We start from the raw sequence: 25526 nt of genomic DNA, 5'->3' as shown, positions 1-25526 counted from the left end.
GTGGCGACTAGCTCGGGTTGGTCTCGATGACCCCGATGCGCTCGGCAGGCGTCTTGCCCTTCAGGGCGAGACGCATAGCGCTGATCACGTCCTGGGGCGTCACCGGGGTCTTCTTGCCGGTGGCGCGGGTGATGAGGACGCCGTCGAACGTGTTGCCGTAGAGCTTCTTCACGGCGTCCGGGTCGTAGTAGTCGACGAGCTTGCCGTCGATGGCCTTGACCCCGAGGATCTTCGGCAGCGACTTGGCCGGGCCGAACGGGATCTGCGCGTTGCCCGCCTTGATGATGACGTTCGCGGACATGGCCGGCTCCGCGAACTCCTTCATCATCCGGTCGACCTCGGCGTTCGAGACGGTGGGCTTGCGGGTCGTCGTCGCCATCGGCACGGCCCGCGCGGCGCCCGTCTCCACGTGCGCGCGGTACGCCTCCTCGACGGACGAGGAGGAACGGGCGACGTCGATGCCCTTGCCCGTCTTGCCGTACACGGCGATGGCCTTGCCCGGGACGAACTTGATCGTGCCGTCGCCCGACGAGGCGCCGCCTGCGGCCCGTTCGAGGGCGGCCTGGAGCTTCTCCGCGTCGACGGGCATGACCGGCTCGACGACGCGTTCGTTGCCGAACAGCGAGCCGATCACGGAGACCGGGTTGTAGTCGCTGCCCGCGGCCGCCGCCACCGTCGCCGTGCTGTCCAGGCTCAGGCCCGCCTGGTCCGGCCTGAGCGGCACGGACTTGCCGTCGACCGACAGCTGGAGCGGGTCGGTGGTGCGCTTGCCGAAGGCCGTGTCGAGCTTGGCCGCGGCCTCGTCACGCGTGCCGCCGCCGATGTCGACGCCGAGCACGGTCGTGTTCTTGGGCACGTCCGAGTGGTTCATCAGCAGCCCGGCGCCGTACGCGACACCGGCGAGGCCCACGACGCCCGCCCCCACGAGGACGAGCTTGTTGCGGCCCTTCTTCTTGCGGGGCGCGGCCGGGGCGCTCTGGCCGACCGGGTCGGGGAGCTTCGGCGGGGTGTGCGGCAGCGGCCCTTCGGGGCGCGGGCCCTGGGCGAACGGCGCGTTCGGTCCGCCGAGGCCCGGCGGGACGACCGGGATGCCGCTGGTCAGCGTCTCGCCGGAGACATGGCCGCCCGGGGCGCCGGGGCCCGGCTCGGGCGCGGGCTTCTGCGGCGTGAGGATCGCGGTGTCGTCGCTCATCTGCGGCGGCCGCTGACCGCCGGGAGGGCCGCCGACGGGACCGCCGATGGGGCCACCGGGAGGACCGGCGACAGGACCACCAGGGCGCGCCAGCGGATTGTCGCCGCCGGGACGCGCCATGGGGCTGTCGCCGCCGACGGGACCCGTGGTCGGGCCCGAGGGGCCGCGCGGGGGGACCCCGGGGCCGCTGCCGTCGACGTTCCCTGCGAAGTAGGGCAGGTCGCCGCGGTGCGGGTCGCCGGAGTTCTGGGGCTGCTGCGGGCGGCCCTGCGACGCGGTGGCGCCGAGCGGCCCGGCCGCGCCGGACACGTCGAAGGCGCCGGAACCGCCCGAAGAGCCGGGCGCCGCACCGGAGTTGCCCGGAGCGGGAGCGCCGGCGGAGGCGCCCCGCTGGGGGCCGCCCGATCTGCGCGGCGCGAACCAGTCGCTCGTCTTCTCCTCCGCGGCCGGTGCGCCCTGGCCGTCACCCGAAGGAGCGGTCCGGGGAGCGGGGGCGGCGGGGGGCTCCGGCGCGGGGGCCGGTGCGGCGGCCGGGCCGGCCGGATTCTGGGGTCCGGGTCCCGCGTCCACGTCGCTCATCGGCGTACGCATCACTACGGGCGGGATGGGGCGCGATCCGGGGATGTTGATCCGGATCCGCGTCGTCAGCGTGGTCTCCGTCTTGCGTTCCTCGGGGACCGGCCGGCCCTCGGCGGGCTGCCCGGCATCGCCGGGCGCACCATCGCCGGACCCGGCGCCCTGGGCGGAGGTGCCGTACGGAGGCGTTCCCGAGGGGTACGCGGCACCGCCGCGGCCCTGGGGCCCGGAGGACGAACTGTCAGTTTCACGGCTCAAAGCAGGTTCTCCCGGTTGGCTCCGCCGCCCGTCTCGACCTCACGCGGGCTGCTCGGCGGCGCGCACCACCATACTGGCCGCGGCCGGAACGCATCCGGTGACCGCCGACGAAACCTGTGCGAGGCACGGGCCGGGGCGTGCCCGGCGGGTCAGGGTCGGACAGGTCGCGGCGCCTGGTGCGGTGCATCGCAAGGCGCCGGAGCATCCTAATAGCGGAGCTATTCGGGCGTTTCGGCAACGCGACGAGGTGCCGTGCCGGACGCCGGGACCCCGACCATGACCCGCCGGGCACGCCCTAAGTGGTACGTCACTTCCCAAGTCGGGCGGCGGGCCCCGTTGGTTGCTGCGGCAGGCCAAGGGTGGCGCACATCACAGCGACAGCCATCCCGCCGAGAAGGAACAGATAGGAGCCGGTTCCCGCGCCGAAGAGGAAGTCGCCCTCGGGCCGGGTCGAGGTGAGCAGGATGACCGTGACGGCCCAGCCCACGGCGGGCGCGACGGCCCCGCCCCTGGTGCCCGTCGCCCGCGCCCCGCCGAGGAACGCGCCGGCCGCGCCGAGCAGCGCGAGCAGCAACCCGCCCGGGAACAGGCCGCCTTGGACCAGGGAACCCGCCACCCCGACGAGCGCGCCGAGCACGAGGAGCCCCGCCAGCGCGGCGATGCTCCCGGCGTCGGGGCCGGACCCCGTCGGCCGGACGGGCGGGCCGGCCGGGGGCTTCGCGGCGCCGCTCGACACCGCCGCCCGGCCGGACTTGGCCGGGTTGCCCGACTTGCCTGCACCACTCATCACGCCACCACTCCCGCGAACAGGTCCGTCTCGTGCGGCGCCCCTGCCTCGCCCCGCGCCAACTCGTAATACTCCACGTCGAAGACCGGCTGGGCGAGCCCGTTCGACAGCGCGAAGACCGGTTCGCCGCCGGGCGCGATCTCCACCTGGGTGGCGTGGGCGCGCATCGCGGCGGTCTTGGCCGCGGCGAAGGCCCTGCCGTCGATCTCGGCGGTGACCTGCTCGTCGTCGACGACGCCCGGCACGTCGCCGATCGAGGCCACGGTCTCGTACGGGGTCGAGCCGAGGACACCGGCCAGCCACCGGAAGCGCTCCTCGGCCACGGACCGGGGGACGCGGTTCCAGTAGATCTTCGCGACGGTGTGGGTGTCGCCCAGGTCCCGGCGGAACGCGGGCTCGGCCGCGAGGTCGGCCGCGCGCATCGCGACGCGGTGGGCCTTGATGTGGTCGGGGTGGCCGTAGCCGCCGTCCGGGTCGTAGGTGACCAGGACCTGGGGGCGGATCTCGCGGATCACCTCGACGAGATGGGCGGCGGCCTCGTCCAGGTCTGCGGACCAGAAGGCGCCGGGCCGCTCGTTCTGTTCGGCGCCCATCATCCCGGAGTCGCGGAAGCGTCCCGGGCCGCCGAGGAAGCGGTGGTCGGTGACCCCGAGCTCCTTCATGGCGGCGGTGAGCTCGCCGATGCGGTGCGGGCCGAGGATGTCCTCACGGTCCGGGGCGAGGTGCGCGAGGACGTCCGGAATGACCTCGCCCTCCTCGCCGAGCGTGCAGGTCACCAGGGTGACGTGGGCACCGTCGGCCGCGTACTTGGCCATGGTGGCGCCATTGTTGATCGACTCGTCGTCGGGGTGCGCGTGCACGAGGAGCAGACGCCGGTCGGGCAGTTCCGTCATGCGTCCCAGCCTAGGACGCCCGCGCGCGCGGCTAGAACTTGATCCCGCCGATCATGCCCGCGACATTCGTCGTGAGCTCGCTGATGGTGGGGGCGATGGAGGAGCTGGCGAGGTAGAACCCGAGCAGGACGCAGACGATCGCGTGTCCGGCCTTCAGACCCGACTTCCTGATCAGAATGAAGACGATGATCGCGAACAGCACCACTGCCGAAATCGAGAGTGCCACAGCGGTCCACCTCCCTTGATCCGAGTCCAACTCCCGTACGCCACGCGGCAGCCGACCGGCTCCTGCCCACGCAGCGCTATGGATCATAACTATCCGTCCCGCCGCATGAGTCGGTGCATGGCAGCAAGGGGGGCGCACGGCGGCACGGCCCCATAGGGTCGGGGGATGACCACCGAGCCTCTCTCCTTTCCGCGCCAGCACGCCCGCACCCAGCGCTTCACGCTCGGCGCACCACGGGCGTTCACGGTGGCGCCCGACGGCGAGCGCGTCGCCTTCCTGCGGTCCGGGTCCGGTACCGATCGGGCGAACGCCCTGTGGGTCCTCGATGTGGCGTCCGGCGAGGAGCGGATCGCCGCCGATCCGCGGCTGCTCCTCGGCGGCGCCGAGGAGAATCTGTCGGACGAGGAGCGCGCACGGCGCGAGCGCAGCCGCGAGGGCGCCGCGGGCATCGTCGCCTATGCGACGGACGCGGCCGTGGAGCTGGCCGCGTTCGCGCTGTCCGGGCGGCTGTTCACGGCAGAGCTGCGTGCGGGCACGACCCGCGAACTCCGCGAGCCCGCACGTCATGGTCCGCTGATCGACCCCCGCCCGTCTCCGGACGGCCGCCATGTCGCGTACGTGTCCGGAGGCGCCCTGCGCGTCGTCGGCGCGGACGGCGACGGGGACCGGGCTCTCGCCGGTCCGGGCGAGGACGAGGCGTCGACCGTCACGTACGGGCTCGCGGAGTTCATCGCGGCCGAGGAGATGGGGCGCTCGCGGGGCTTTTGGTGGTCGCCCGAATCGGACCGGCTCCTGGTGGCTCGCGCGGACGACGCGGCCGTGCGGCGCTGGTGGATCGCGGATCCGGCGCACCCGGACCGCAAGCCCGCCCGCACCGCGTACCCCGCGGCGGGCACCCCCAACGCGGAGGTGCGGCTCTTCGTCGTCGGCCTGGACGGTGCGCGCACGGAGGTCTCCTGGGACCGGGCGAGGTACCCGTATCTGGCGCGGGTGCACTGGTCGGCCGACGGGGCGCCGCTGATCCTCGTACAGGCCCGTGACCAGCTCAGTGAGCTGTACCTTGCGGTGAACGTCGAGACCGGGTCGACGCGGATGGTGCACGCCGACGAGGACGGGCAGTGGCTCGAGCTGTTCCCCGGCGTGCCGTCGTGGTCGCCGAGCGGGCAGCTCGTGCGGATCGCGGACGAGGGCGGGGCGCGGGTCCTCGCGGTCGGTGAACGGCCGCTGACCGGCCCGCAGTTGCATGTGCGGGCGGTCCTGGACGTGGGGGAGAGCGATGTGCTCATCTCGGCGTCCGCGGGCTCGGCGGCGCCGGACCGGGAGACCGGCGAGGTCCATGTGTACCGGGTCAACGAGCTGGGCGTGGAGCGCGTCTCGGACGAGCCGGGCGTGCACTTCGCGGCGCGCGCGGGCGGCGTGACCGTCCTGGCGTCCGCCCGCACCGACGAGCCGGGCACGCGGGTGCGGGTGGTGCGGGACGGCAAGCAGATCGCTACGGTCGCCTCGCACGCCGAGCGCCCCTCGCTGAGCCCTCGCCTGACCCTCACCGAGGCGGCCGGCATCCCGTGCGCCGTCCTGCTCCCGTCCTCGTACGAGCAGGGCGACGGGCCGCTGCCGGTGCTGCTCGACCCGTACGGCGGCCCGCACGGGCAGCGGGTGCTCGCCGCGCACAACCCGCATCTGACGTCGCAGTGGTTCGCCGACCAGGGCTTCGCGGTGGTCGTCGCGGACGGCCGCGGCACCCCCGGCCACTCCCCCGCCCGGGAGAAGGCGGTCCGCGACGACCTCACGCTGACGCTCGACGACCAGGTCACGGCGCTGCACGCGCTGGCCGACGCCTTCCCGCTCGACCTGAACCGGGTGGCGATCCGCGGCTGGTCGTACGGCGGCTACCTGGCGGGGCTCGCGGTCCTGCGCCGTCCGGACGTCTTCCACGCGGGCATCGCGGGCGCCCCGGTCACGGACTGGCGGCTCTACGACACGCACTACACGGAGCGCTACCTGGGAGACCCGAAGGCCTCGCCGCAGGTGTACGCGAAGAACTCGCTGGTCACCGACGACGGTCTGGCCGAGGCGGCGGGGCAGCACCGGCCGCTGATGATCGTGCACGGCCTGGCCGACGACAACGTCGTGGTGGCGCACAGCCTGCGCCTTTCGTCGGCGCTCCTCGCCGCGGGCCGGCCGCACGAGGTGCTGCCGCTTTCGGGCGTGACGCACATGACGCCGCAGGAACAGGTCGCGGAGAATCTGCTGCTGCTCCAGGTGGACTTCCTGAAGCGCTCGCTGGGGCTGGTCTAGCCGGGCCGGGCCGGGACAGGCGACCGGCCGGGGCGACATGGCGCGCCCCGGCCGGTCCACGGCACCCGCACGGCCGTACGCTGTTCAGCCTGACGCGTTCGTATATCGGTGCCGCGACGGTCAAGTTGCCTGTGTGTTAACGAAGTTGACACGTATTTATCACGACATGTACGCCTACTCGCTGGGGACGACGTGCTTCTCCTCGGCGAAGTGGCAGGCCGAGTCGTGCTTCGCCGGTGAGTCCCCGATGCGGAACACGGCGGGCACCGCGAGCGCCGGCACCTCCAGTTCGCACCGCTCCTGCGCCTTCCAGCAGCGGGTGCGGAAGCGGCAGCCCGAGGGCACGTTGGCCGGGGACGGCACGTCGCCGGTGAGGATGATCCGCTCGCGGTGCTCGCGCGCCTCCGGGTCGGGGACGGGCACGGCGGACAGGAGCGCCTGGGTGTAGGGGTGCGTGGGGTGTTCGTAGATCTCCTCGTCGGTGCCGATCTCGACGATCCGCCCGAGGTACATGACGCCGACCCGGTCGGAGATGTGCCGCACGATCGACAGGTCGTGGGCGATGAAGACGTAGGACAGGTCGAACTCGTTCTGGAGGCTGTCGAGCAGGTTGATGACCTGCGCCTGCACGGAGACGTCCAGCGCGGAGACCGGCTCGTCGGCGACGATGATCTCGGGGCGCAGGGCGAGGCCGCGCGCGATGCCGATGCGCTGGCGCTGGCCACCGGAGAACTGGTGCGGGTACCGGTTGATGTACTCCGGGTTCAGCCCGACCACGTCCAGGAGGTCCTGCACCTTGCGGCGCCGGTCACCCTTGGGCGCCACCTCGGGGTGGATCTCGTACGGCTCCCCGATGATGTCGCCGACCGTCATGCGCGGGTTGAGGGACGTGTACGGGTCCTGGAACACCATCTGGATGTTGCGGCGTACGGCCTTGAGGGCGCGCCCGGACAGCTTGGTGATGTCCTCGCCCTTGTACTTGATCTGCCCGGCGGTCGGCTGCTCCAGGTTGACCAGCATCTTGGCGACGGTCGACTTGCCGCAGCCGGACTCGCCGACGATGCCGAGGGTCTCGCCGTGGCCGAGCACGAAGTCGACTCCGTCGACGGCCTTGACCGCGCCGACCTGCTTCTTGAACAGGATCCCCTGGGTGAGCGGATAGTGCTTGACCAGCCCGCTGACCTCGAGGATCGGCTCGCCGGCCGACCCAGAGGCGGCGGCGTGCGTCTCTTTCGCCAGGTCAGCCATCGAGCGTCTCCTTCCAGAAGTAGCAGGCGCTCCGGCGCGTCGGACTCACCTCGAAGAGCGGGGGAACATCCGCGCGGCACACGTCCTGGGCCATCGGGCAGCGCGGGTTGAAGGCGCAGCCGGGCGGGATGTGCATCAGGTTGGGCGGCAGGCCCTTGATCGCGTACAGCTCCTGGCCCTTCTGGTCCAGGCGCGGGATCGATTCGAGCAGGCCCTTGGTGTACGGGTGGGCGGGCGCCTTGTAGATCTCGCGCACGGGGGCGGTCTCGACGATGCGGCCCGCGTACATGACGGCGATCTTGTCGGCGACGTCGGCGACCACGCCGAGGTCGTGCGTGATGAGGATGAGGCCCATCCTGAGCTCGCGCTGGAGGTCGGCGAGCAGCTCCATGACCTGGGCCTGGACGGTGACGTCGAGGGCGGTGGTGGGCTCGTCGGCGATGATCAGGTCCGGTTCCAGGGCGAGCGCCATCGCGATCATGATGCGCTGGCGCATGCCGCCGCTGAACTGGTGCGGGTACTGGCCGACCCGCTCCTTGGCGGCGGGGATCCGCACGCGGTCCATCAGCTCGACGGCCTTGGCCTTGGCGTCCTTGCGGGACATGCCTTTGTGGACGGTGAACAGCTCGCCGATCTGCGCGCCCACGGAGAGCACGGGATTGAGGGAGCTGAGCGCATCCTGGAAGATCATCGCCATCTTCGCGCCGCGGATCTTGCGCCGTTCGTCCTCCTTGAGCCCCAGGAGGTCCGTGCCCTGGAAGAGGATCTCACCGCCGGTGATCTTCCCGGGCGGGATGTCGAGGATGCCCATGATCGCCTGGGCGGTCACGGACTTGCCGGATCCCGACTCGCCGAGCACGGCGAGGGTCTCGCCCTCGTCGACGGAGTAGCTGACGCCGTTGACGGCCTTGGCGACCCCGTCGCGCGTGCGGAACTCCACGTGCAGATCCCGTACTTCGAGCAGCATGGCCGCCTACCTCAGCTTGGGGTCGAGGGCGTCGCGCACCGCGTCGCCGAGCATGATGAACGCGAGCACGGTGACCGCGAGGGCGCCGGCGGGCCAGAGCAGCATGTGCGGGGCGTTGCGGATGTACTGCGACGCCGCGGAGATGTCGATGCCCCAGCTCACGGTGGGCGGCTTCAGACCGACGCCGAGGTACGAGAGCGTGGCTTCGAGGGAGATGTACGTACCGAGCGCGATGGTGGCGACGACGATGACCGGCGCGACCGCGTTGGGCAGGATGTGGCGCAGCATCATCCGGGAGTTGGAGGCGCCGAGCGCCCGCGCCGCCTGCACGTAGTCGTTGTGCTTGGCCGTGATGACGGAGCCGCGGGCGATGCGGGAGAGCTGCGGCCAGCCGAGCAGCACCATGAACCCGATGACCGGCCAGACGGTGGAGCTGGTGACCACGGACAGGAGCACCAGGCCGCCGAGGACGACCGGGATCGCGAAGAAGACGTCCGTGATGCGGGACAGGACCGCGTCCCACCCCCCGCCGAAGAACCCGGCGAGCCCGCCGAGGACGCTGCCGAGGAGTGCGACGCCGATCGTGGCGCAGACGCCGACGGTGACGGAGGTGCGGGCGCCGTACACGGTGCGCGTGTAGACGTCGCAGCCCTGGCCGTCGAAACCGAAGGGGTGGCCTGGCTGGGAGCCTTCCTGGGCCTTGGCGAGGTTGCAGGAGAGCGGGTTGCCGGAGGCGATGAGCGAGGGCCACAGCGAGATGACCACGAGGAAGACGATGATCAGGCCCGAGATGATGAAGATCGGGTTGCGGCGCAGATCGCGCCAGGCGTCCGACCAGAGGCTCCTCGGCTTGCCGGAGGGCCCTGTGCCTTCGGGGCCGCCAGGGGTCCGCTCCAGGCTCACCCCCTCGCTCGTGGCGAGGTCCATGGCGCCGCCCGCACCGGTCGAGGCGATGGCGCCGTCCTGCGGGGCGCGGCCCCCGCCCGACAGATAGGGCTCCGGCGGCTCGGGTTCAGGCATAGCGGATCCTCGGGTCGAGTACGGCGTACAGGAGGTCGACGATCAGGTTGGCCACCAGGAAGACGAGGACGAGGACGGTCACGAAGCCGACGACGGTCTGGGTGTTCTGCCGGAGGATGCCCTGGTAGAGCTGGTAGCCGACGCCGTGGATGTTGAAGATCCGCTCCGTGACGATGGCGCCGCCCATCAGGGCGCCGATGTCGGTGCCGATGAACGTGACGACCGGGATCAGCGAGTTGCGCAGCAGGTGCCGGACGATGACGCGGTGGCGCGGCAGGCCCTTGGCGATGGCGGTGCGGACGTAGTCGGCGCGGCGGTTCTCGGCGATCGAGGTCCTGGTGAGCCGGGTGACGTACGCGAGGGAGACCGAGGCGAGCACGAGGCCGGGGACGATCAGCTCGGAGAACGTCGCCTCGGTGGACACCGCGGGTTTGATGATCCCCCACTCGACGCCCAGCAGGAGTTGGAGGAGCAGACCGGTGACGAAGGTCGGGACGGAGATGACGACCAGCGTGAGCAGCAGCACGGAGGTGTCGATGGGGCGCCCGCGGCGCAGGCCCGTGACGACGCCGAGGGAGACGCCGATGACGATCTCGAAGAGGATCGCGACGATGGTCAGGCGGATCGTCACGGGGAAGGCGGCCGCCATCAGTTCGGTGACCTTCTGGCCGTTGAACGCGGTGCCGAAGTCGCCGGTGAAGACGTTCCCCATGTACGTCAGGTATTGCTGCCAGACGGGCTTGTCGAGGCCGAACTCCCTCTCCAGCTGAGCGGCCGTGGCGGGGTCGCACTGCTTGTCGCCGCACAGTCCCGCGATGGGGTCGCCCATCACGTTGACCATCAGGAAGATGAGCAGCGTCGCGCCGAAGAAGACCGGGATCATCTGCAGCAGACGCCTGATCACATAACGTCCCATACGGGGCTCCGGAATCGGGGGGAGCGGCCGCCCTTCAGGCCCCGGACCGCCGCTCCCCGGGCGTCAGTTGACCTTGATCTCGTTGTAGACCGGAACGCTGAACGGGTTGAGGGCGACGTTGGAGACCTGGTCCGAGTAGCCGGCGCTGCCGTTCTGGTACCAGAGCGGGATGGCCGCCATGTTGTCCCTGACGACGCCCTCGGCCTGCTGGAAGATCTTGACGGCCTTGGCGCGGTCGGACTCGGCGTTGGCCTGGTCGACGAGCTTGTCGAACTCCTTGTTGGACCACTTGCCGTCGTTGGACGAGGCGTTGGTGTAGTACAGCGGCTGCAGGAAGTTCTGGATGAGCGGGTAGTCCATCTGCCAGCCGGCCCGGAACGGGCCCGTCATCTTCTTCTGCGTGATCTTGTTGCGGAAGTCGGCGAAGGTGCCGGTGGGCAGGCCGACGCAGGCCTTGTCGTTGCCCAGGGCGTTGTTGATGCTGTTGCAGACGGCGTCGACCCACTCCTTGTGGCTGCCGGTGTCGGCGTTGTAGCCGATCTTCACCTGGCCGCCGGGGATGCCGCCGCCCTCCTGGACCAGCTTCTTGGCCTCGGTGGGGTTGTAGTCGCAGCCGTCGCCGCACAGGCCGTCCTGGAAGCCGCCGTCCTTGCCGAGGACCGGCGAGGTCCAGTCCGTGGCCGGGGTGCGGGTCTTCTGGAAGATCGTCTCGGTGATCTGCTTGCGGTTGATCGCCATCGACAGGCCCTTGCGGACCTTGTCGCTGTCCGCCTCGTTCCACGCGGGGTCGTAGAACGGGAAAGCGAGCGTCTGGATGATGCCGGCCGGGGTGTTGATGTACCGGCCGCTGAGGTCGGCCTTGACGTTCTTCAGCTGCGAGGCCGGGACGTCGTCGACGAGGTCGAGGTTGCCGGCCGTCAGGTCGGTGTACGCCGTGTTGTTGTCGGTGTAGACCTTCAGGTCCACGCCGCCGTTCTGCGCCTTGTCGGTGCCGGGGTAGGCGTCCCACTTGCGCAGGGACATCTGGGAGCCCTTGGTGTAGCTGTCGATCGTGTACGGGCCGTTGCCGACGGGCTTGCTCACCCACGCGTCGTGGCTGTCGAAGAAGGCCTTGGGGAGCGGGGCGAAGGCCGCGTAGCCGAGGGTGTCGGGCCAGAGCGAGAACTTCTGGTTGAGCTTGACCGAGAAGGTCAGGGGGCCGGTGACCTTGAGCCCGGACAGGCTGGTGGCGCTCGGGGTGCCGGAGTCCGGGTGGACCTTGTCGTAGCCGTCGATCTGGCCGAAGAAGTAGGCGTTCTTCTGGTTGTTCTTCAGGTCCGCGCCGTAGTTCCAGGCGTCCACGAAGGACTGCGCGGTGACCTTCTCGCCGTTGGAGAACGTCCAGCCGTCCTTGACCGTGATCTTGAAGTTGACCGAGTCCGTCGTCTCGATCTTGTCCGCGAGCATGTTCTCGGCGGCGCCCGTCTTCGAGTTGTAGCGCTTCAGGCCACGGAAGAGCATGTCCATGACCTTGCCGCCCTGCACCTCGTTCGTGTTCGCGGGCTCCAGCGGGTTCTGCGGGTCACCCCAGGACGAACGGACGATCCCCGAGCCGTCGCCGCCACTGCCGCCACCGTCGCTCCCACCACCACAGGCCGTCGCCGCGAGAGCGACGGCCACCGCGCATACGGCCCACTTGGCGTGCGTGGCTCCACGCATCGAGTGCCTCCTCCGAGTGCTCTGGGTCCGTGCCTTACGGCACTTAGGCCCAAATATCGCTCCGAGAGGGATATGACGCACTTTCAGCCCGTCCGTATGGGGGGCGGACGTGATCCGTCCGTGCGTGATCGTCTCCGCCGCCAACCCCGACAGCGACTACCGCGACAAGCTCTTCAGCACGCAGGGATGGCTCAGCAGGTTCCCGAGGAAGCCCTCCGTGTCACCGTTCTTGTACGCGAGCGCGCGCCCGGTCAACGAACCTTCCGTCAGGCCGAGTTCGATGCCGAGCACCGGGCTGCTGACCCTGGCGTCGGCGGTCGGCAGCTGTACAGGGAAGGAGCCTCGCAGGGCGAGGGCGTCCGTGGCGTCGACGGGGGCGACGGCACTCTCGTCGCCGGTGGTGAGCTCGGCCCGGCCGCCCGGCAGGATCCGCAGGCGCAGGGGTACCTCGCCCTCCGGCGCCAGGACGTGCCCCGCCCACTCCCCCGCCGCCAGGCTCAGCGGGCGCGCAGGCGCCGAGAACACCGGCGAGATCAGCTCGGGCCTGAACCCGGGCACCAGCTCTCCCAGGACGTGGGCGAGGACCGCGTCGCGGGCCGCCTTCACCGTCGTGTTCGTCAGGACCGCCACCGACAGGTCCAGTTCCGGCGCGGACACCGCCATCGCCGCCACCCCGCCCATGCCGCCGCCGTGGCTCACCAGGAGCGGCCCCTCGCCGCGCGAGACGCACCAGCCGAGGCCGTACCCGAGGTGCTCGCCGATCGGGACGGCGTCGAGGACCGCGGCGGCCGTCTCCGGCTTCAGGAGCCGCGGCCAGGTCTGCGCGAAGAGGGCGAGCTGAGGGGCCGTCGCCCAGCCGAGCGAGGCGCCGGGATGGCTGGTGCGCAGACCCTCGGGATAGGGACGCCCGTCAGGGGTGTAGCGGGTCGCGGCGCCGGGGCAGGCCGTGGCGATGCGGAAGCCGTCGAGTCCGAGGGGCCCGAGGACCCGTTCGTGGGCGTACGTGGCGAGGTCCTGTCCGGTGGCGTCCTCCAGCAGCCGGCCGAGGAGCCGGTAGCCGAGGTTCGCGTACTCGAACCCGGAGCCGGGCGCGCGGCTCAGCCGGGTGTACGGCTCCGGGTCGACGGCCGGCTCGCCCCGCTCGCCGTAGTGGAAGTCGTAGTGCGCGCCGATCCCACCGCGGTGCCGCAGGAGCTGGCGCGGGCTCGCGCCGAGCGGTCCCGGTGCGTCCAGGTCGAGCAGCCCCTCGTCGGCGGCGACACAGACCGCCGCGGCCGTGACCGGCTTCGTGGCGGAGGCGAGGGCGTACGGGGTGTGGGCGGTGGCGGGGATCCGCGCGCCGGTGTCGGCAAGTCCGTACGCCTCGGCGAAGATCACCTCGCCGTGCGCGGCCACGGCGACCGAGACGGACGGACTCCCGTGCTCCGCCATCGCCTGCGCGCACCGCGCCCCGAGGTCGTCCAGCATGTGCGTCCCCTCTCCCTCACCCGCTCGTCCCTGGATCATCGCCCACGTCGGGACCGTCACGACCGCCCGCCCAAGAACGCCGACGGCCCGTCACCGGTGCGTCACCGGTGGCGGGCCGTGTCGGTCGGTTCGGGAACGGTCAGGCGTCCTGGCCGGACCCGTCCTCGAGGGCCGCGAGGGCCGGGTCGAGGACGATGTCCTCGCCGCGGTCCTCCGTCGTCGGGTCCTCCGGGAAGTGACAGGCCGTGAGGTGGCCCTCGCGGCTGCCGGAGATCTGGACGAGCGGCGGCTCCTCCGTGGCGCACTTGTCCTGCGCCTTCCAGCACCGGGTGCGGAAGCGGCAGCCGGACGGCGGCGAGATCGGCGAGGGGACATCGCCCTCCAGGCGGATCCGCTCCTTCTTCACCGCGTCGATGTCCGCGTCCGGCACCGCCGACATCAGCGCGTGCGTGTACGGGTGACGGGGGCGGTTGTAGAGCGAGTCGCGGTCGGCGATCTCCACGATCTTGCCCAGGTACATCACCGCGATGCGCTGCGAGAAGTGGCGCACGATGGCCAGGTCGTGGGCGATGAAGACGAACGCGATGCCCATCTCCCGCTGCACCTTCTGCAGCAGGTTGACGACCTGGGCCTGGATCGACACGTCGAGCGCGGAGACCGGCTCGTCCGCGACGATCAGCTTCGGCTCCAGGGCGACGGCCCTGGCCACGCCGATGCGCTGCCGCTGGCCGCCCGAGAACTCGTGCGGGAAGCGGTTGTAGTGCTCCGGGTTCAGGCCGACGATCTCCAGCAGCTCCCGCACCCGCGCCTCGCGGCCGCCGGGCGGGTTGATGCCGTTGATCTCCATCGGCCCGGAGATGATCGAGCCGACCGTCTGCCGCGGGTTCAGCGACGCATACGGGTCCTGGAAGATCATCTGGATCTCGGACCTGATGGGCGCCAGCTGCTTGCGGTTGGCCGTGCTGATGTCCTGGCCGTTGTACGTGATCGTGCCGTGGGTCGGCTCGTACAGGCGGGTCAGCAGGCGGCCCGTCGTCGACTTGCCGCAGCCGGACTCGCCGACCAGGCCCAGGGCCTCGCCCCGGAAGACCTCGAAGGAGACGCCGTCGACGGCCTTGACGGCGCCGATGGTCCGCCGGATCGGGAAGCCGCCCTTGATCGGGAAGTGCTTCTTCAGGTCCTTGACCTGGAGGAGGGGTGCGCTGTCCGCGTCCCGCTGCTGCGGGATCGCTTCCGCGACCGCCGTGGTGGTCTGGTTGTTCTCGCTCATGGTCATGCCCCAGTCGCCGGTTTCAGCTCAGCCCAGCCGGGGCTGAATCGTCTCGATGAACACCTGCTGCTTCTGATCCGCCGTCAGGTGGCAGGCAGAGCCGCGGCCGACCGGCAGCGTGGGCCTGTCGCCCTTGCACTTGCCGCCTTCGACCTTGTCGGTGAACGCACACCGCGGGTGGAAGGCGCAGCCGCTCGGCGGGTTCAGCAGCGATGGCGGCGAGCCGGGGATCGGCAGCAGTGGCTCGTCGACGTCCGAGGTGAGACGCGGCATGGAGCCGAGCAGCCCCCAGGTGTAGGGGTGCTCGGGCGACTTGAGCACCTCGCGCACGGAGCCGCGCTCGACGGCCCGGCCCGCATACATCACGAGCAGGTCGTCGGCCATGTTCGCCACGACGCCGAGGTCGTGGGTGATCATGACGATCGCGGAGCCGAACTCCTGCTGGAGGTCCTTGAGCAGGTCGAGGATCTGCGCCTGGACGGTCACGTCGAGCGCGGTGGTCGGCTCGTCGGCGATCAGCAGGTCGGGGTTGCAGACCAGGGACATGGCGATCATGGCGCGCTGGCGCATACCGCCGGAGAACTGGTGCGGGTAGTCGTCCACCCGCTGCTTGGGGTGGGGGATGCCCACCTTCTCCAGCATCTGGACGGCCCGGTCCCGGGCCTCCTTCTTGCTGGCCCCGGTGTGCTTGCGGAACGGCTCCGAGATCTGCCGGCCCACCGTGTAGTACGGCGACAGCGCGGTCAGCGAGTCCTGGAAGATCATCGCCATCTTGTTGCCGCGGAGCTTCTCGAGCTCGGGCTCGGTGGCGGTGATCAGTTCCTTGCCCTCGAGGAGGATCTCGCCCTCGACGTGGGTGTTCTTGCGGTTGTGCAGGCCCAGCACGGTCAGGTTCGTCACCGACTTGCCGGAGCCCGACTCGCCGACGATGCCGAGCGTCTTGCCGCGCTCGAGGTCGAAGGAGAGCCCGTCCACAGCCTTGACGATGCCGTCCTCGGTGGAGAACTGCACCTTCAGGTCGCGTACCGAGAGGAACGCGTCGCCGCCGGTAGGGGCCGGGGCGTCCTCGGTCTTGGTGAGTGTGGTCACGGTCGTTCTCCTAGGACAGACGCACGCGCGGGTCGATGACGGCGTACAGAGCGTCCACGATGATGTTGAAGAGAATGATGAAGGCGGCGCTGAGAATCATGACGCCCATGAGGACGGGCAGGTCCTTGCCGGTGACCGATTCGATCGCGAGACGGCCGATGCCGGCCAGACCGAAGGTCAGCTCGGTGACCATGCCACCACTGAGCAGGGCGGCGATGTCCATGCCGAGGATGGTGACGATCGGGATCAGCGAGCCGCGCCAGGCGTACCGGAAGAAGACGTAGCGGCTGCCCATGCCCTTGGCTCTGGCTGCCCGCACGTGTTCTTCCTGCAACTGCTCGATCATCGACGAACGCGCCATACGCGTGTAGTTGGCCGTGAAGATCGTCGCCATGACCAGCCAGGGAATCAGCAGGCCCATGAACCAGGCGCCGGGATTCTCGCTGATCGGGGTGTACTTGGGCCTGTCGAGCCATCCCGTGCTGTACACGAAGATGCCGAGGACGACCGGGCCGAGGAAGTAGATCTGGAACGAGCTCATGACCAGCGAGCCACCGCTGAAGACCTTGTCGAGCCAGGTGCCGCGGAAGCGGGCCGCCGTCAGACCGGCGCCGAGACCGGCGATCAGGAAGACGATGAGGCCGCCCGCGGTGAGGGACAGCGTCAGCGGGAGACGGTCCATCATCGTGGCCCAGACCATCTGGTTGTTCTTGAACGAGACGCCGAAGCACGGCGCGTCGCAGTGTCCCACCGCGAAGTCACGTCCGGCGAAGATGCCGGTCAGGTAGTGCCAGTACTGCACCGGCACCGGCTGATCCAGCCCGAGGTTCTTGTGGATGATCGCCAGTGCGTCCGGGGTGCAGTTCTTGCCGCACGCCAGTGTCGCCGGGTCCTGTGGGATGGCGAAGTACATGAAGTACGTGAACGCGCTGATCAGCAGGAGGATGAGTGCTGCGCCGAGCGTCCGGCGTATAAGAAATCGAAGCATCGCAGAAAGCTGCTCTCAGGACGGCGGCGGTGGGAGGCCAGGAGGGAGTCCGGCGACCCGGGGATGAGGGCACCGCCGCGCCCTCATCCCCGGGAACTGCCTTGAACTGACTACTTCTTGAGGTAGACCGCGGTCGGGTCCGTGTAGCTCGTCACCGTCGAGTACCGCAGGCCACCGACGTTGGAGCCGGCGATCTGGAACACCTTGGTGTAGTAGATCGGGGCAGCCGGGTTGATCTTGTCGGTGATGTAGCGGGAGAGCTTCTCCCACTCCTTGGCCGACTGTGCCGTGTCCTTGATCTTCTGGATACGCGCGATCTCGTCGTTCACGTGCTTGTCGTTCGTGTGCGAGTAGTTCGACGAACCGTCCTGGATCTGCGCACCGTCGAAGGACGGCGGGAAGACGGTGTTGCCGGACGCCCAGTCCTGGCCCCAGCCGGTCATGTAGAGGTCAAGGCCGTTCTTGACCTTGCCCATCTGCTCGTACCAGGTCGCCGGGTCGATCTCCTTCTTCTGGATGTCGAGCCCGATCCTCTTCAGGTTGTTGATGATGAGGTTGGCCTGGGTGGTGCGCACGCCGGTGTTGGCGTACGCGTAGACGAGCTTCTTGCCCTTGGCGCCGGCCTGGTCGATCAGCTTCTTCGCCGCGGCGATGTCACCGTTCGGCTTCTTGAGCTTGTTGAACGGGTCGTAGCTCTTGTCGAAGCCCGGCGTGGTGGGCGACATCAGGCTGGTCGCGGGCTCACCGCCGTAGGTGCCGCCGTCGGCACGGCCGGCCGCGCTGCCCGGCATCGCGAGGGCGATGGCGTCACGGATGCGCTTGTCCTTCACGCGGTCCATGTTGAAGTTCAGCTGCCACACGTACGGGGCGTAGCCCTGCACCGTGCGCTTCATGACCGCCTTGTTGGTGGTGATCTTCTGCAGCTGGGTGGCGTCGACCTGGCCGGTGAACATGATCGCGTTCTTGGCCTCGGCACGGTCGGCCAGGATGGTCTTGGTCTGGTCGGCCTTCGACTGGTTGTAGTCGATGTTGAAGCCGTCGACGTACTGGTGACGCATCGGGTCCGTCTTGGCGTCCCAGTTGGTGTTGCGCACCAGCTGGATGCTCTTGCCCGGCTTGTACGTGGAGATCTTGTACGGGCCGGACGCGACGGGCGACTGGTCGTACTTCTCCTTCGTGTCCGTCTTCTCGGGCACGACCGAGTAGCCGGCCATCGCGAGCGCCTGGGCGACGTCGGTCTGCGGCTGGAGGAAGTGGAAGACGATCGTCTTGTCGTCCGGGGTCGCGAGGACCGAGTCGGGCAGGTGCTTCTTGCCCTTGAACGGACCGGCGTACGCCTTGCGGTACTTGGTGCCCGTACCGGACAGCCACTGCTGGACGTAGGTCGGGCCGTCGGTCTCGAAGGACGAGTACAGACGCTCGATGGTGTGGCGGATGTCGGCCGACGTGATCACGTTGCCGTTCTGGTCCTTCACGCCGTCCTTCAGCGTGTAGGTCCAGGTCTTGCCGCCATCGGAGGACTTGCCCGCGTCGGTGGCGAGGTCACCGACGACGGTCTGGTTGCCCTTGTCGTCCTCCTTGTACGTGGTCAGGCCACGGTAGAGGAGCTTGGAGAGCAGGCCGCCGTCGGAGACGTAGATCTGGCCCGGGTCCAGGTGGGAGAAGTCCGTCTCCTGGTAGACCTGAATGGTTCCGCCCTTACGGGCACCGGGCACCTCGGCCGCGGGGCCGACCGAGTCCTGGGCGGTGCCCATGATGACCGGCTTGGCCTGCGCCGCGGCGTCCTTCTGGGTCTTGCTGTTGTCCTTGGCGTTGTTGTTGCTGCCGCTGCTGCAGCCGGTCAGCGCCAGGGCGCCTGCGGTGACGGCGACGACCGTTGCCTGCGCCGTGCGCGAACGAAGGATGCTCATGGAGTTGAATCCACCTGCCTGTGAGTAGTGATCCTTAGGTGCTGCCTGGCGCATCCGGTCGAAGCCGGCGCCCGGGTGGCAGCTTCCCCCTCGGAGGAGTTGGTTCAGCGTCCGGTCTTGGGATCGAAGGCGTCCCTGACCGAGTCACCGAGGAGGTTGAACGCCACGAAGAAGACGACCATGGCGACGCCCGGGAAGAGCATGTAGGTCGGGTCCTGCTCGTAGATCTTGGCGCCGGTGGCGAACATCAGGCCCCAGTCGGGGGTGGGGTCCTGGTAACCGACGCCGACGAACGAGAGGAAGGCGACCGAGAGGATGGTGCTGGGAAGCAGGTAGGTGCCCTGCACGATGATCGGCGTGACCAGGTTGGGCAGCAGTTCCTTGCGGATGATCCGCCAGGGCGACGCGCCCGCGACCTTCGCGGCCTCGACGAACTCCCGCTCGCGCAGGGAGAGTGCGACCGCGCGGACGAGCCGGGACAGGCTCATCCAGGTGAGCATCCACAGCACACCGGTGATGGCGAGGAAGCGGATGTAAGTCGGCGTCTCCTCGTCGGGTGCCACGAACACCGAGACGATGACGGGCATCGCGGCGACCATGAACAGCTGGCTGGGCAGGGCGAGCATGAAGTCGGTGAAGCGCCCGAGCCAGTAGTCGATCTTGCCGCCGAAGTAACCGGAGACCAGGCCGATGACGACACCGAGGAACACCATGCCGATGGTGGCGATCAGCGCCGTGTACAGCGACGTACGCATGCCGTAGAGCAGGTACGAGAACACGTCGCGCCCGTAGTTCGGGTCGATACCGAACCAGAAGTCGGGCGACATACCGCCGTTGGGGCCGGCCGGCAGGTTGAACTCGTTGAGGAGCGTGGGGTCGTCCTGGCCGTAGAAGGTGTACGGATCCTTGCCGTACAGCTTCGAGATGAGCGGCGCACACGCGGCTATCAGGAAGAAGAACAGCACGATCCAGGCGGAGACGACACCGGTCTTGTCCCGCTTGAAGCGGCGCAGCATGAGCTGGCCCGGGGAACGCCCCTCGACCTTCTCGGCATTCTTCTCGACGCCCTTCGGCTCCGGCTCGTTGTCCAAGGCGGAAGAGGTCTCGGCGCCCTCAATCTCGATTGGACTCGTCATGATTCGTCCATTTCACAGGTGTTGGAGGTCGTCGGCACACGGCGGGCTCCTCCCTGTGGGAACGGAGCACCGGACCGACGGCCGTCGCACGGCGTACGCCACTCCAGCTGGATTGCCACCAGGGGGTACGACGACCTACGGGCGGTACACGGCAACCCAAGGCCGGATGCGCGCGGTTGAGCTACGACTGGGGTGAACTCACCCCGGGGGAACCTGACCCGACCGGGCAGGCCGTGCCGTCAGAGACTGTCGCGGCGCTTGAGCGCCGTGCCGGCCGATGGGCTACTGCCCGCGAGTCCTGTACCTGCCATCGGGGACGACGCGACCCATATGGCGCTTGTGGCACCTCGCATGGGTTCCTCCTCATGAGTCCACTTTTGTTCACTACAAGTGGAGGCACATGCCACCTGACCGACACCCCTGACGGCGAGGATTGAAAGTGCCTCAGTGTGCTCGCGAGTCGGCACTCCCCACAGTGCGTGACCCATTGACCCGAGCTCTACGCGCTCAACTATCTGGCATCAGAATCGGACCGACCACAGTGTTTTGGTCTCGGTTCGATCACACCTGATGCGTACTTAGCCCAATATCCGGACAAACTGATCCTAGATAGATCCCTGCGAAACGGACTCGTTACACATCTATCGGTCAGTGGACTCCGGATTCCGGACAACTGCCTCTGGAAAACGAGTTGCACATCACCAGCCCATGCGCAGGGCTGTGGGAAGACTCGCACCGGGCGGATCAACGCGCGTGGATCGCGCGGGAACGCGTCCAGGATGCCACGAGGGTAGTGAAGTACCACCTGGTGCGGGCGATGATCCTGCAAAAACTCCTGCACGCGACCGCAGCGGCAGGACATACGACAAAGGCCCGGGCCCCCCGAAGGGGACCCGGGCCCAACTGTCGACGGATCAGCTGTGCTTGGCGCGCGAGGCGCTGCGGCCACGCTGCTTCTGGTCGAGGACGACCTTGCGGATACGGACGGTCTCCGGGGTCACCTCGATGCACTCGTCGTCGCGGCAGAACTCCAGGGACTGCTCGAGCGAGAGCTTGCGGGCGGGCACCACGTTCTCCGTGGTGTCCGCGGAAGCCGCACGCATGTTGGTGAGCTTCTTCTCCTTGGTGATGTTCACGTCCATGTCGTCGGCGCGCGAGTTCTCGCCGATGATCATGCCCTCGTAGACCTCGGTGCCGGCCTCGGTGAAGATGACACCGCGCTCCTGGAGGTTGACCATCGCGAACGGCGTCACCGTGCCCGAGCGGTCCGCGACCAGCGAGCCGTTGTGACGGGTGCGCAGCTCGCCGAACCACGGCTCGTGGCCCTCGAAGATGGAGTGCGCGATACCGGTGCCGCGGGTCTGCGTGAGGAACTCCGTACGGAAGCCGATGAGGCCGCGGGACGGGACGATCCACTCCATACGGACCCAGCCCGAACCGTGGTTCGTCATGGTCTCCATACGGCCCTTGCGGGTCGCCATGAGCTGCGTAATGGCGCCGAGGTGCTCCTCGGGCGAGTCGATCGTCATGCGCTCGATCGGCTCGTGCGTCTTGCCGTCGACCTGCTTGGTGACGACCTCGGGCTTGCCGACGGTCAGCTCGAAGCCCTCGCGGCGCATCTGCTCGACCAGGATGGCGAGCGCGAGCTCACCGCGGCCCTGGACCTCCCAGGCGTCGGGACGCTCGGTGTCGAGGACACGGAGCGAGACGTTACCGACCAGCTCGCGGTCGAGGCGGTCCTTGATCTGGCGGGCCGTGACCTTGTGGCCCTTGCCGCCCTTGCCGACCAGCGGCGAGGTGTTCGCACCGATGGTCATCGAGATGGCCGGCTCGTCGACCGTGATGAGCGGCAGCGCGATCGGGTTCTCGGTGTCGGCCAGGGTCTCGCCGATCATGATGTCCGGGATACCGGCGATGGCGCAGATGTCACCCGGGCCCGCCATCTCGGCCGGCTTGCGGGTGAGCGCCTCGGTCATCAGGAGCTCGGTGATGCGGACGTTGGACATCGTGCCGTCGCGCTTGATCCACGTGACGGTCTGGCCCTTGCGCAGCTCGCCCTGCTCGACGCGGCAGAGCGCGATACGGCCGAGGAAGTTGTCGGCGTCCAGGTTCGTGACGTGCGCCTGGAGGGGGGCGTCCTCGTCGAACTCGGGGGCCGGGACGTGCGCCAGGATCGTGTTGAAGAACGGCTCGAGGTTCTCGCTGTCCTGCGGGACGGTGCCGTCCTCGGGCTTGGTCAGCGACGCGACGCCGTCACGGGCGCAGGCGTAGACGATGGGGAACTCGATCTGGTCCTCGTCCGCGTCCAGGTCCAGGAACAGGTCGTACGTCTCGTCGACGACCTCGGCGATCCGGGAGTCGGGGCGGTCCGTCTTGTTGATGCACAGGATGACCGGCATCTTGGCCGAGAGGGCCTTGCGCAGCACGAAGCGGGTCTGCGGCAGCGGGCCCTCGGAGGCGTCGACGAGCAGCACGACCGCGTCGACCATCGACAGGCCGCGCTCGACCTCACCACCGAAGTCGGCGTGGCCGGGGGTGTCGATGATGTTGATCGTGATGGCCTCGCCGCCATCCTTCGGGTGGTACTTGACCGCCGTGTTCTTGGCCAGGATCGTGATGCCCTTCTCACGCTCCAGGTCGTTCGAGTCCATCATGCGGTCGTCGAGCGACTCGGCGGCGTGCGCGGCGAAGGCGCCGGCCTGCTTGAGCATGGCGTCGACCAGCGTGGTCTTGCCGTGGTCGACGTGGGCGACGATGGCGACGTTACGGATGTCGTGGCGCGTGGCCATATTGCGGCGTACTCCCGGAGTGAGTGGACGGCTGCGCGTACGTCTCTTCGTACACGCGCCCTGCCGGGCTGGACACGCCACGGCCTCACCCCATCGTACGTGGCTTCGGCCGGGCAGGCCTTCTGGGGCTCTGGGGTCAAGGATGCACAGTGAGTGAACGCCGCGGAGAGGCATGGGGGACGCCCCGGAGAAACCGCAGGTCAGTGGTGAAACGAACCTTGCCCGCCGGACGGACCGGCGGGCAAGGGACTTGAGCCAGATCTGAGCTGGGTGATCTTCCGGAAGATCACCCAGGGGCTCTCGGGGGCTCTTCCGGGCACTCAGGGTGCGATGTGCGTCACTTCTCGGAAGGGCTCGCGGAGGACTCCGCCGAGGGGTTCGCGGACGACTGCGCGGACGCGCGCGCCGAGCCGGAGACGTTCGGCTCGGCACCCGGCCGCGCACCCGGCTTCAGGAAGCCGATGTCCTCGTACTCGGGCTCCTGGAAGCCGAAGGCTCCCGCGTTGGCGACGGTGCGGCGGGCGGCCACCAATTCCGGACGCTGGTAGAGAGGAATCGATCCTGCTGCGGCCCAGATACGGGCGTCGGCCTGCTTGACCAGGGAGCGCTCCTCCCCCTCGTCGAGCTCACCGATCGCCTGGTCGAAGAGCTGGTCGATGTGGTCGGTGCCGACCCGGGTGTAGTTCTGCTCGACGGTCAGCGAGCCGTCCGCCGCCGGCACCGGCTTGGCGTAGATCGGGCGGGCGTCGGTGGCCGGGAAGGCCGAGGCGGGCCACGAGTAGAGCGCCAGGTCGTACTCCCCGGACGCGATGTGGTCCTTGAAGTAGCTGGCGTCGGCGACCTTCGACGTCTCCGTGCGGATGCCGATCTTCGCCAGCATCTGCGAGATCCGGTCGGCGACCGCGTGCAGCGAGTCCGAGCCGGGGCCCGACGGGAGCACGAAGCGCAGCGTCAGCGGCTTGCCGTCCTTGGCGAGCGGACCGGCGGGGGCACCGGCCGGTGCGGGCGTCCCCTTCGGGGCGTACGCGCCTGGGGCGGCGCCCCGCTGGGCGGCCTCCTTCGCGTACTGATCGGCGTGCTTCTTCTCCTTGTCGGCCTCGCGCAGCTTCTGCGCGTCGGCCTGGCGCAGGAGCGCGGCGTGCTGGAAGGCGGCGACGCGTCCGGGGGTGAGCAGCGAGCCCTGCCGGTCGCCCGGCTTCTGGTCGCTCTCGCCGACGATGTACGTGCCCTCGTCGGAGTCCTCGGAGGCGGCACCCTTCTTGCCCTCCGTACCCTTCTTGCTCTCGCTGCCGGATTCACCGTCGGCCTTGCTTCCGGCCGTCTTCGGCTTGGTCTTCTCGGTCTCCTTCTTCAGGGGACCGCCCTGCACCCAGCCCGCGTCCGTGAGCAGTGCACGGGCCTCTGCGGTGTCCTGGTTGCCGAGGGCGCCGCTGCTGTCGGCGTACGCCTGCTGCCCGGCGAGGGCGAGATGGCTGCCGACGGTGTGCGCGGGCAGGCCGAGCGGCTTGAGGACGACCTCGGCGAGCTTCTTGCGGTCGATGGCGCGGGCCACGGCGCGGCGCACGCGCTCGTCGGCCAGCGGGCCCTCGGCGCCGTTCAGCGCGAGCTGCGTGAAGGCGGGTTCGAGGGACTTGCGGACGACGTAGCCGCCCAGGCCCGTCTGTCCCTGCTCGTCCTTCCTGGCGGCCCCACGGGCCTCGGCCTCCTGGCCGGCCGCCTTCTCGCCCTCGGCGGGCGTGACAGTGGCTCCGGGGCCTTGGGCGAGCGGGCCCGAGGTGTCCTTGTCGCGGCCGGCGCGGGAGATGCGGGACGCGTCCTCCGGGTCGACGGCGGCGAGGTCGATCTTCCCCGCGACGAGCGCGTCGGCCCGCTTCTCGCGGGGCACGACTTGCAGGACGATCTTGTCCAGCTTGGCCTGACGGCCCCACCAGCGCGGGTTGCGCACCAGCGTGACGTCCTTGGCGTCCCGGTCGACCTCCTTGATCGAGAAGGGGCCCGCGGTGACCTTGAGCTTGCGGCGGGCTCCCTCGTTGAAGGCGTCCGGGGTCCCCATGACGTCCTTGGGGTACAGCGGCGAGAACAGCGAGCGCCAGTCCGCGTACGGCTTCGCGAAGGTGACCCGCACCTCCAGGTTGTTCTTGCCGCGCTCGATCTTCTCGATGCGGTCGTAGCCCGCGTTGTGGGCCGTCCAGTACGCGGATTCCTTGCCGGACAGGGCGCGCCACTGGGCGGCGAAGTCGGCCGCGCCGATCTCGCGGCCGTCGCTCCACACCGCCTGCTGGTTGAGCTTGTACAGGACGACCTGCTTGGGCTCGGTCTCGATGACCTCGGCCTTCTCCAGGAAGTCCGGGTCGCGCACCGCCCTGCCCTGCTTGTCGAGCCGGAACATCGAGGGCAGTACGGCTCCGGAGACGCGGGAGGTGCCCGCGTCGGCGTCGGCCTGGAAGGAGTTGAGGGTCCCCGGCAGGGCGTCGAGCGCCCAGCGCAGGGTGCCGCCGTCCGCGACGTCGCCGCGGGCCGTGGACGCGATGTCCTGGGCGGCGGCCGGGCTGCTGGACTCGTCGTCGTCATCGCCCGAGCCGCAGCCGGCCAGGGCCGTCACCGCGAGCGCCCCCGACACGAGGAACGCGGCCGAGCGCAGGACGGGACGCCGCGCGGGACGCCTGGCGGGGCGCGATGTGGCGCCGTCATGGGACATCACGAGTACCTCCGGGGCTAGCCCGGCCGCCCGCTTACCAGGACCGGGCCGGGTTTGATCACGTTTGGCGGTATATGGAGCTGATCACATCTATCGCCCC

General features: G+C 69.4%; 18 protein-coding genes. 1 reads left to right on the top strand and 17 read right to left on the bottom strand.

What is annotated here, in order from left to right:
• Positions 1 to 7 precede the first annotated feature (7 nt).
• The 4 genes from AC07EJ_RS07865 to AC07EJ_RS07850 all read right to left on the bottom strand — a co-directional run bounded on the left by AC07EJ_RS07865 (position 8) and on the right by AC07EJ_RS07850 (position 3932).
• A complete protein-coding gene (locus AC07EJ_RS07865) occupies positions 8 to 2026 on the bottom strand; it encodes a hypothetical protein (protein ID WP_389478512.1) in 2019 nt (672 codons plus the stop codon).
• Positions 2027 to 2333: 307 nt separating this feature from the next.
• Complete coding sequence (locus AC07EJ_RS07860) at positions 2334 to 2813, bottom strand: DUF6113 family protein (protein WP_478883952.1); 480 nt, start codon at positions 2811 to 2813, stop codon at positions 2334 to 2336.
• Entirely contained in the window at positions 2813 to 3706 is an 894-nt protein-coding gene (gene mshB, locus AC07EJ_RS07855) for an N-acetyl-1-D-myo-inositol-2-amino-2-deoxy-alpha-D-glucopyranoside deacetylase (RefSeq protein WP_389478508.1), read from the bottom strand. The genes AC07EJ_RS07860 and mshB overlap by 1 nt, the downstream gene beginning before the upstream one ends.
• A gap of 31 nt (positions 3707 to 3737) precedes the next feature.
• Positions 3738 to 3932, bottom strand: coding sequence for a hypothetical protein (locus AC07EJ_RS07850; RefSeq protein ID WP_100596611.1), 195 nt, complete (start codon positions 3930 to 3932; stop codon positions 3738 to 3740).
• A 165-nt stretch (positions 3933 to 4097) separates the two neighbouring features.
• Between AC07EJ_RS07850 and AC07EJ_RS07845 the strand changes: the two genes are divergently transcribed.
• Positions 4098 to 6230, top strand: coding sequence for a S9 family peptidase (locus AC07EJ_RS07845; protein WP_389478506.1), 2133 nt, complete (start codon positions 4098 to 4100; stop codon positions 6228 to 6230).
• 174 nt (positions 6231 to 6404) lie between these two features.
• Here the strand turns inward: AC07EJ_RS07845 and AC07EJ_RS07840 are convergent, their stop codons facing one another.
• The 13 genes from AC07EJ_RS07840 to AC07EJ_RS07780 form a co-directional block, all read right to left on the bottom strand.
• Positions 6405 to 7478: an ABC transporter ATP-binding protein gene (locus AC07EJ_RS07840; RefSeq protein ID WP_478883951.1), complete on the bottom strand. Its 1074-nt coding sequence runs from the start codon at positions 7476 to 7478 to the stop codon at positions 6405 to 6407.
• The gene (locus AC07EJ_RS07835; RefSeq protein ID WP_389478502.1) at positions 7471 to 8445 is read right to left on the bottom strand and encodes an ABC transporter ATP-binding protein; all 975 of its coding nucleotides are present in this window, start codon (positions 8443 to 8445) and stop codon (positions 7471 to 7473) included. The genes AC07EJ_RS07840 and AC07EJ_RS07835 overlap by 8 nt, the downstream gene beginning before the upstream one ends.
• A 6-nt stretch (positions 8446 to 8451) precedes the next feature.
• Positions 8452 to 9465, bottom strand: coding sequence for an ABC transporter permease (locus AC07EJ_RS07830; protein WP_478883950.1), 1014 nt, complete (start codon positions 9463 to 9465; stop codon positions 8452 to 8454).
• Positions 9458 to 10381: an ABC transporter permease gene (locus AC07EJ_RS07825; protein ID WP_389478499.1), complete on the bottom strand. Its 924-nt coding sequence runs from the start codon at positions 10379 to 10381 to the stop codon at positions 9458 to 9460. The genes AC07EJ_RS07830 and AC07EJ_RS07825 overlap by 8 nt, the downstream gene beginning before the upstream one ends.
• 63 nt (positions 10382 to 10444) lie before the next feature.
• Positions 10445 to 12079: a peptide ABC transporter substrate-binding protein gene (locus AC07EJ_RS07820; RefSeq protein WP_389478498.1), complete on the bottom strand. Its 1635-nt coding sequence runs from the start codon at positions 12077 to 12079 to the stop codon at positions 10445 to 10447.
• 156 nt (positions 12080 to 12235) lie between these two features.
• Positions 12236 to 13546, bottom strand: coding sequence for a serine hydrolase domain-containing protein (locus AC07EJ_RS07815; protein ID WP_389478497.1), 1311 nt, complete (start codon positions 13544 to 13546; stop codon positions 12236 to 12238).
• 139 nt (positions 13547 to 13685) lie between these two features.
• Positions 13686 to 14816, bottom strand: a complete 1131-nt coding sequence (locus AC07EJ_RS07810) for an ABC transporter ATP-binding protein (protein ID WP_389478496.1) — start codon at positions 14814 to 14816, stop codon at positions 13686 to 13688.
• Between the two features lie 27 nt (positions 14817 to 14843).
• Positions 14844 to 15905 carry an ABC transporter ATP-binding protein gene (locus AC07EJ_RS07805; protein WP_389478494.1) on the bottom strand — a complete coding sequence of 354 codons (1062 nt, stop codon included), beginning with the start codon at positions 15903 to 15905 and terminating at the stop codon, positions 14844 to 14846.
• Positions 15906 to 15915: 10 nt separating this feature from the next.
• A complete protein-coding gene (locus tag AC07EJ_RS07800; protein ID WP_389478492.1) occupies positions 15916 to 16893 on the bottom strand; it encodes an ABC transporter permease in 978 nt (325 codons plus the stop codon).
• A 110-nt stretch (positions 16894 to 17003) separates the two neighbouring features.
• Positions 17004 to 18803, bottom strand: a complete 1800-nt coding sequence (locus tag AC07EJ_RS07795) for an ABC transporter substrate-binding protein (RefSeq protein WP_389478490.1) — start codon at positions 18801 to 18803, stop codon at positions 17004 to 17006.
• A gap of 104 nt (positions 18804 to 18907) precedes the next feature.
• Positions 18908 to 19939, bottom strand: a complete 1032-nt coding sequence (locus tag AC07EJ_RS07790) for an ABC transporter permease (protein WP_389478488.1) — start codon at positions 19937 to 19939, stop codon at positions 18908 to 18910.
• Between the two features lie 914 nt (positions 19940 to 20853).
• Positions 20854 to 22728: a translational GTPase TypA gene (typA, locus tag AC07EJ_RS07785; RefSeq protein ID WP_389478486.1), complete on the bottom strand. Its 1875-nt coding sequence runs from the start codon at positions 22726 to 22728 to the stop codon at positions 20854 to 20856.
• Between the two features lie 337 nt (positions 22729 to 23065).
• Positions 23066 to 25426 carry an ABC transporter family substrate-binding protein gene (locus AC07EJ_RS07780; protein WP_478883949.1) on the bottom strand — a complete coding sequence of 787 codons (2361 nt, stop codon included), beginning with the start codon at positions 25424 to 25426 and terminating at the stop codon, positions 23066 to 23068.
• Positions 25427 to 25526: the final 100 nt, after the last annotated feature.

This window comes from Streptomyces sp. NPDC045026 (assembly GCF_056432625.1).
This window is presented reverse-complemented; position numbering and strand designations above follow the sequence as displayed.

Coding starts and splice junctions, on each gene's coding strand:
- AC07EJ_RS07860 (WP_478883952.1), bottom strand. CDS start 2,813: ATGAGTGGTGCAGGCAAGTCGGGCAACCCGGCCAAGTCCGGCCGGGCG.
- mshB (WP_389478508.1), bottom strand. CDS start 3,706: ATGACGGAACTGCCCGACCGGCGTCTGCTCCTCGTGCACGCGCACCCC.
- AC07EJ_RS07845 (WP_389478506.1), top strand. CDS start 4,098: ATGACCACCGAGCCTCTCTCCTTTCCGCGCCAGCACGCCCGCACCCAG.
- AC07EJ_RS07840 (WP_478883951.1), bottom strand. CDS start 7,478: ATGGCTGACCTGGCGAAAGAGACGCACGCCGCCGCCTCTGGGTCGGCC.
- AC07EJ_RS07835 (WP_389478502.1), bottom strand. CDS start 8,445: ATGCTGCTCGAAGTACGGGATCTGCACGTGGAGTTCCGCACGCGCGAC.
- AC07EJ_RS07830 (WP_478883950.1), bottom strand. CDS start 9,465: ATGCCTGAACCCGAGCCGCCGGAGCCCTATCTGTCGGGCGGGGGCCGC.
- AC07EJ_RS07825 (WP_389478499.1), bottom strand. CDS start 10,381: ATGGGACGTTATGTGATCAGGCGTCTGCTGCAGATGATCCCGGTCTTC.
- AC07EJ_RS07820 (WP_389478498.1), bottom strand. CDS start 12,079: ATGCGTGGAGCCACGCACGCCAAGTGGGCCGTATGCGCGGTGGCCGTC.
- AC07EJ_RS07815 (WP_389478497.1), bottom strand. CDS start 13,546: ATGCTGGACGACCTCGGGGCGCGGTGCGCGCAGGCGATGGCGGAGCAC.
- AC07EJ_RS07810 (WP_389478496.1), bottom strand. CDS start 14,816: ATGAGCGAGAACAACCAGACCACCACGGCGGTCGCGGAAGCGATCCCG.
- AC07EJ_RS07800 (WP_389478492.1), bottom strand. CDS start 16,893: ATGCTTCGATTTCTTATACGCCGGACGCTCGGCGCAGCACTCATCCTC.
- AC07EJ_RS07795 (WP_389478490.1), bottom strand. CDS start 18,803: ATGAGCATCCTTCGTTCGCGCACGGCGCAGGCAACGGTCGTCGCCGTC.
- AC07EJ_RS07790 (WP_389478488.1), bottom strand. CDS start 19,939: ATGACGAGTCCAATCGAGATTGAGGGCGCCGAGACCTCTTCCGCCTTG.
- typA (WP_389478486.1), bottom strand. CDS start 22,728: ATGGCCACGCGCCACGACATCCGTAACGTCGCCATCGTCGCCCACGTC.
- AC07EJ_RS07780 (WP_478883949.1), bottom strand. CDS start 25,426: ATGTCCCATGACGGCGCCACATCGCGCCCCGCCAGGCGTCCCGCGCGG.